Genomic DNA, 6,822 nt, shown 5'->3' on the forward strand with positions numbered 1-6,822 from the left:
CCCTGTTTTCCCGCCACCTGCATGGCGGCCCGTAAACACGGCCTGCGCATTCCGGATGACCTGTCGCTCGCGGGCCTAGTCGATGCACCGATCGCCGCCGGAAACTGGCCGTCCATGACCATCATTCGCCAGCCCATCGTGGAAATGGCCCAGCACGCGATGAACGCGCCCAGCGCCTGGAACACCAGTAAAGCGGCCGGAAAGGTCTCGGCGCCAGCGATCAACGTCGGTGGAACAGACACGATTTGGGAGGTTGCATGAACCGGCGCATCTGGCGGGGCCTGTCCCTGGCCCTGATGACCCTCGCTGCGGCCCCGGTGCAGGCCGAGGTCACAGGTCCTGAGGGCTATCGACTGGTCTGGAACGACGAGTTCGATATCGACGGCCTGCCCGATCCGGCCCGCTGGACCTATGATGTCGCGCGCAATCGGGACGGCTGGTACAATAACGAGCTCCAGTACTATTCGGCGCGCCGCCGCGAGAACGCGCGTGTGGAAGGCGGCCGGCTTTTGATTGAGGCGCGCCGCGAAAGGCCGGATGCGGCAAGGACTCGGGATTCCGGCGGTCAGAAGTTCACCTCGGCGAGACTGGTCTCACGGGGCCTTGCCCAATGGACCTATGGCTTCTTCGAGGTCAGGGCGAAGTTGCCTTGCGGGCGGGGAACATGGCCTGCGGCCTGGCTTCTCCCTGTCGCGGACATCAACTGGCCTGCCGGGGGTGAGATCGATCTTCTCGAGCACGTCGGGCATGATCCGGGCGTTGTTCACGGCACGGTGCATACCTCGAGCTACAACCATACCCGCGGCACTGAGCGGGGTGGGCAGACGCGCATCGCTGACGCCTGCGACGCCTTTCACCGCTATCAGGTGCACTGGACCCCCGAGGCCATCAAATTCGGGGTCGACGACGTCGTCTATTATGCTTTCCCGAATGATGGTCGCGGCGATCCCGCGACCTGGCCCTTTAACAAACCCTTCTACGCGATCTTGAACCTTGCCGTCGGCGGTGACTGGGGCGGAGCGAAGGGCGTGGATCGCCGCGCTTTTCCGCAGACGCTCGAGGTCGACTACATCCGGGTTTTCCAGTCGACGTCGTCTTGAAGTCGGACCCCGTGACCCTGCCTCCAGGGCACAGCGGATAACTGACGGCTCGGCGCTGACCGTCTGGCAGAAAGACGCCATTGGCGGGTGGCCGGGAGACGCTCCTGGTCCGCTCCCTCGCCTGCTGGTCATCAGATGGGTCAGGTCATTCGCCGGCTCTTTCGTTGGTCGGCCGACCATGCGCGGGCGGATGCCAATCCCGCCCCGGGATGGTCGAAGCCGTTGGCCAACCCCGGTCGGAAATTTGCCGATCTGCATCGATCGCGACCTTATCGCCCGTGGAATCGCAGCGCGACTGGATCTGACCCGCCAGAACGGCTGATGACCATCGCTGCAAGCCGGCGCTGAGAGCGCCGAAACCCGCGACAAACAGATTTGATGTTATCGGGGAAAATGGAGCGGGCGATGGGAATCGAACCCACGACATTCTGCTTGGGAAGCAGGGTATAGCCATTAAACTTCAGAGACTTACGCGTAAACGAGGCCTTAAAAATATCCAACAAAATCAATTGGTTATTTCGAGGTCGTAAATCAAAGTGCGCCACTCACCGCTGTTCCGACTGACTGAAGAAGCCAGTCTCACCGGTGAACAGACGTAGGAAACCGGACACTGCACTCCGATAGATCGCCCGCCCCGGCCGTGCCCACAAACACGTATCCGAGGACAGCGCCGGCCCTGCACACTCTTGGGCTGATACGCACTCCCGCTCAGCGCCATAAATGGACCTTGGCTCATCTCCAGATTCCAGCCTTACAGCCGGATGGGCCAGTGGCTTTGCCCGACTGGTTTCTGGCCTTCAGTCAGGAGCGGCCTCAGCACATTACCGTTAGGGCAACCTCGGCCACGATGCATCAGGCCGTCGTCCTTGCTATGCTCGGCTTTATGTCCACCCCAAGCGACCTAGAACGCATCGCTTCCAACCTGCCGGGCGTCACTGGCGAGGGCATTTCTTTTAGCATTGGGAAGAAGGCGCTGTGTTGGGCCTATCTTGCCAGAACCCATGCGAAAGGTCGGCGGGAGCCTGTCCATGGCGTGGTCGCCGTTGCCTGCGAGATTGCTGTCAAAGAGATGCTGATCGAAGCAATGCCGGCTCTGTATTTTGACGACGACCATTACCGAGGCTACCCAGCGGTGCTGATAAGGCTCGATGAGATGGATAATGCTGAGCTTGAGACGCGTCTGGAGGAGGCCTGGCGGCTTCGGGCACCTGCCCGTCTGAGACAGAGTGCCTTCGGTTGATGCCCGCTCTCGCCCTAAAGCGCTGCTGAGTATTTCTGCTTCGGCGACTGAGACGCGCCATTACCTGCCCTTGATGCGTCTCCCGATTTCACGCCTCCGGCCAAAAACGCAAAAGCATGCCCCGCGCGCGGCTGGGCCATAACCTAGGTTTTCGTACGGCCTCACCCGGGGCCTTCGCGCTCAACCAGGCAGCTGGGCCGTCCTGGTGTTGGAATGGTCAGACGGGGGCGAGCGCCCGAAACGCCAGACCAGGGTGGGCAATACGATCAGGCTGGCGATGGTTGAGGTGATCAGGCCGCCCAGGATGACGATGGCCATCGGGCCCTGGATCTCGCGACCGGCCTGACCGGTCTGGATGGCCAGGGGCAGAACGCCCAGGGCCGTGACCAGGGCGGTCATCAGGATCGGCGTCACCCGCTCACGGGTCGCCTGGGCCAGGGTCTCCAGGGACCAGTCGCGACCTTCAACGCCGATCAGGTGTTCCAGGTGCGAAATCAGCAGGATGGCATTTCGGGCCGCGACACCGAACAGGGTGACGAACCCGACCAGCGAGCCCAGCGAGAGGCTCGCGCCGGTCAGGGCCACGGCGGCGACGCCGCCGACCAGCGCGAAGGGGACCGATGCCAGGATCAGGCCCACAGCTCGGCCGTCGCCGAACGTGACCAGCAGCACCGCCACCACCGCAATGATCGCGACAGCCACATTGAACAGCAACTGGCGCTGGGCCGCCTGGGTTCCGGCCGCCGTCCCGGCATAGTCGACATAGACACCCGGCGGCAGTTGAACCTGCTGGGCGATGGCGGTCTGAACCGCGCGAGTCACCCGCTGAACGTCACCGGGTGAGGGATTGGTCGTGATCACCTGCCGCTGGCGTCCGCCTTCATGGGAGACACTGGTTCGACCCTCAGTGAGATAGACGCGGGCGACGGACTTCAGGGGCGTGACGACCCCGCTTCCGGATCGGATCAGAAGCTCACCGACGGCCTCGGGATCCTGACGGATTTCGGGCGGCGTCGTCACCGCAATATCGAGGGCGCGGCTCTCCTGATAGACTTGGGCCGCGACCGCGCCCTGATAGGCGGTCTGCACGGCGTCGAGCACCTCGGCGGGCGACAGACCGTAGCGGGCCAGGGACGGCAGATCGAGATCGACGCGAACGACGGGCGTACTCGGCGGCGTCTGGACCTTGACGTCAATCGCGCCGGGAACCTTCTCCATCACAGCGGCGATCTCGGCGGCGGTCCTGTCCAGGGTGTCGAGGTCGGCACCGTAGACGCCGACGGCCAGGGCGGCGGTTTCGCCCGACAGCGACTCGCCGATCCGGTCACCCAGGAAGGTCATGACCTCGGTCTCAAGGCCCGGATAACGGTCAAGGGTTTCGTGGATCGCAGCCTGGATGCGATCCTGGTCCTTGCCTGACAGCTTGGGTTTCAACTCGACGTGAAACTCGCTGCGCTCCACACCCCAGGTGTCCTCACCCCCTGACGCGCGCCCGATCTGTTGCTCGGCGCTCTGGACGCCGGGAATGGCCAGCAGGTCGTGGGTAATGCCCTCCCCATATCTGCGCATCACCGACATCGACGTGCCGGGCGGCCCTGCGACGGCGAGCACGAAGTGTCCTTCGCGAAAACTGGGCAGCAGTTCGGAATTGAACAGCACCAGACCCGCAGTGGTCAGGATCGTGGCCAGGACGGCCGCCGTCACCGCCAGCACTGGTCGCCCGGCGGCCCGGACCAGCACGGTCCCGTGCCAGGCCTTGGCGCGGGTAATGAGCTTGGGCTCGTCCGGCAGCCGGGTATTGGCGAGCAGAAGCAGGCAGAGCGGCGGGGTGATCACGATGGCCACCGCCAGCGACGCAGCCGTCGCCAGAATGAACGACGCGGCCAGCGGCGAGAAAAACGCGCCCTGCAACCCCCCGAGCATCAGCACCGGAACCAGGATCAGGGCCACGACCAGGGTCGCGTAGATGACCGGGGCGCGCACCTCCAGGGCGGCCGCGAGCACTACCTCGGCGACCGGCCTATCGCCACTTACACGAAGGCGGCGCACGATGTTCTCAACGTCGATCACCGCGTCGTCGACGACAACGCCCAGCGCCACGGCCAGGCCGCCCAGGGTCATGGTGTTGATCGTCCAGCCCAGGGCATTGAGCACAATCACCGCGGTCAGCAGCGACAGCGGGATCGACACGAACGACACCAGCACCGTGCGCAGATTGCCCATGAACAGAAGCAGGACGACGGCGATCAGGACGGCGCCGATTACCAGATCCTCTGCGATGCCCCCCAGGGCAGCAGAGATAAAGTTGGCCGGGCGATGCAGATTGGCCTCAACCTTCACGCCCTGGGCGTCGAGGGCCGGTTTCAGTTCGGCCAAGGCCGCCTCGACCGAGCGCGTCGCATCCAGGGTGTTCGCGCCATACTGGCTCGACAGGCCGATCAGGACGCCGGGCTTGCCCATAATCACCGCGTCGCCGATGGCCGGCGCCGGCGCGAAACTGACGTCTGCGACATCGCCGATCCGCACGGGCGCGCCGTCGGGGGCGCTGGACACGGGTGCGGCCGCGATGTCGGCGGCGCTCAGGGCCTGCCCCCGTGCTTCGATCAGGATGCGCTGTTGCGGCGTGTCGATGAAGCCACCGCCGCTGACCCCGGTGGAAGCCCTGACCGCGGCTACCATGTCGGAAAGCGACAGATTGCGCGCCGCCAGATCGTCGGGGCGCACCCGCACCTCGAACCGGCGGACCTCGCCGCCGAAGACCGTCGCGCGCGCCACGCCGGCCGCCGCGAGCAGCCTGGGCCGAACAGTCCACTGCACCAGGTCGCGCAGTTGCATGGGCGAGAGCGTGTCCGAGGTGAAGCCGATCTTCAGCAGATCCATGGTCGATGAGGTCAGGGGCGAGACCTTGGGCGGCTGCACGCCGGCCGGCAGGCTCGTCGTCACCTCGCCCAAGGCCTCGGCCACCACCTGCCGGGCGCGGTACGGCTCGGAGCCCTCGGCAAAGGTGACACTGACGATCGAGATGCCCTGGATCGAGTCCGAGCGCACCGTCGCCACGCCCGCTGCGCCGTTGACCGCCTGCTCAACCGGCCGGGTGACCAGTTGCTCGACCTGCTCGGCCGTCAAACCCGGCGCTTCTGTCTGGATCTCGGCCTGCGCGGGGACGAACTCCGGAAAGACGTCGAACTTGGCGTTTGTCAGCACCACGCAGCCATAGATGAACAGCAGCAGCGCCGCGGCCGCAATCAGGCGCGGCCGGGCCAGGGACCAGCGGACGATAGCGCTGAGCATCGGCTAGTCCTCGACCTTGGGCGCGCTCTCGGCGGCCAGAAGCGCCGATGCGCCGGACACCACGACCGCCTCGCCCGGCTTGAAGCCTCCCGCCGAGAACAGGCCTTCCGCAAGCGGGGCCGCCGCGACCAGCGCCCGTCGCTCGAAATGAGTGGCGTCCTTGCGGACATAGGCGAAGGTCTGGCCGCCGGTGCGGATCAAAGCGCCGCGCGGCACAACAACGCCAGAGTGCCCGTCACCCCCCGAAAGCGTGACGGGCGCGGATAGCCCAACACCCATGCGAGCGGCAGCATCGCCCCGAACAACCCCCATCAGGCCACCTGTCTGAACACGGGGATCGGCCGTCCGGGCGGGGCCCAGGATCGCGATATTGACCGTTTCGCCGCTGCCCAGTTGCATCCGCGCGCTGCGCGCGCCCTGCCCGCCCATCGGGACATCGATGCGGACCAGCGCCGCCCGCCCTGCCACCAGGTCGGCGATCAGCCGGGCCCGAGTGAGGTCGCCGGTAAAGGCCGGTCCCCATTCCAGTCCGATGCGTCGGCGCAGCAGGGACAGTCGCGCGGCGTCCGCACGGGCCTGAGCCTGAGCGGACTGGGCAACCTTCAGGGAAACCGTGGAATCGGCCTCTGCTAGGGCCTTGGTCCGCGCCGCCTCGCTCCGCGAGGCCTGTTCGGTCGCCAGCGCGGCGACCAGATCGCTGTCCAGCGTCGCCAGGGGCACGGGATCGATGACGCGTGCAAAGCCCGAGATCGTCGTCTGATGCCGGGCGGCGACCAGGGTGGCGGTTGCGACGCCGATCCGCTTCTGGGTCGCCGCATCGACCTGGACGCTCGGCGGTTCGGCCGCCGAGGCCGAGCCCGCCAGCACGAGACCGGCGATGACGGAGAGGACCCCGGTCTTGATCATTGTCCATCTCCAAGGGCGCGGATCGCGGTCTGCAAGATCAGGGTTTCAGCGGGGTCTGACGCGGTGCGCAAGGCATCTTCGAGATCCACGCCGGCGATGATGGCCGCCCGACGGGCGTCCAGCAGCGAAAGTTCAGCGTCCAGCAAGGCGGCCTGGGTCCCAAGGTCCTCCACCCGGTCCGCCGCACCCGCCGCAAGGCTGCGCGCCATGGCAGCAGCCAGACGCTGGGCTATGGGCAGGTCGCGATCACGGATCAGGACTTCGGTGGCGCGCGCCGCGCTGAGG

The 6,822-nt window shown here is 66.0% G+C and carries 6 protein-coding genes; 3 read left to right on the top strand and 3 right to left on the bottom strand.

Features of this window, described 5'->3' with window-relative positions; translation table 11 throughout:
- The 3 genes from DBR10_RS14735 to DBR10_RS14745 all read left to right on the top strand — a co-directional run.
- A partial coding sequence (locus tag DBR10_RS14735) for a substrate-binding domain-containing protein (protein ID WP_158273165.1) occupies window positions 1-261 on the top strand: 261 nt, incomplete at its 5' end.
- 35 nt (window positions 262-296) lie between these two features.
- The gene (locus DBR10_RS14740) at window positions 297-1,100 is read left to right on the top strand and encodes a glycoside hydrolase family 16 protein (RefSeq protein WP_233243423.1); all 804 of its coding nucleotides are present in this window, start codon (window positions 297-299) and stop codon (window positions 1,098-1,100) included.
- 769 nt (window positions 1,101-1,869) lie between these two features.
- On the top strand, window positions 1,870-2,340 hold the full coding sequence (locus tag DBR10_RS14745; protein ID WP_108490059.1) for an MmcQ/YjbR family DNA-binding protein: 471 nt from the start codon (window positions 1,870-1,872) through the stop codon (window positions 2,338-2,340).
- 180 nt (window positions 2,341-2,520) lie between these two features.
- Here the strand turns inward: DBR10_RS14745 and DBR10_RS14750 are convergent, their stop codons facing one another.
- The 3 genes from DBR10_RS14750 to DBR10_RS19355 all read right to left on the bottom strand — a co-directional run.
- Complete coding sequence (locus tag DBR10_RS14750; protein WP_108506000.1) at window positions 2,521-5,631, bottom strand: efflux RND transporter permease subunit; 3,111 nt, start codon at window positions 5,629-5,631, stop codon at window positions 2,521-2,523.
- Window positions 5,632-5,634: 3 nt separating this feature from the next.
- Window positions 5,635-6,537, bottom strand: coding sequence for a hypothetical protein (locus DBR10_RS14755; RefSeq protein ID WP_108556468.1), 903 nt, complete (start codon window positions 6,535-6,537; stop codon window positions 5,635-5,637).
- A partial coding sequence (locus tag DBR10_RS19355) for a hypothetical protein (RefSeq protein ID WP_199225346.1) occupies window positions 6,534-6,822 on the bottom strand: 289 nt, incomplete at its 5' end. The genes DBR10_RS19355 and DBR10_RS14755, both read right to left, overlap by 4 nt.

Origin of the sequence: Caulobacter sp. HMWF025 (assembly GCF_003060965.1) — a bacterium.
GTDB lineage: Bacteria > Pseudomonadota > Alphaproteobacteria > Caulobacterales > Caulobacteraceae > Caulobacter.

Bases quoted from the DNA above. Each gene is read 5' to 3' on its own strand.
- DBR10_RS14740 (WP_233243423.1), top strand. From the start codon at position 297: ATGACCCTCGCTGCGGCCCCGGTGCAGGCCGAGGTCACAGGTCCTGAG.
- DBR10_RS14755 (WP_108556468.1), bottom strand. From the start codon at position 6,537: ATGATCAAGACCGGGGTCCTCTCCGTCATCGCCGGTCTCGTGCTGGCG.
- DBR10_RS14750 (WP_108506000.1), bottom strand. From the start codon at position 5,631: ATGCTCAGCGCTATCGTCCGCTGGTCCCTGGCCCGGCCGCGCCTGATT.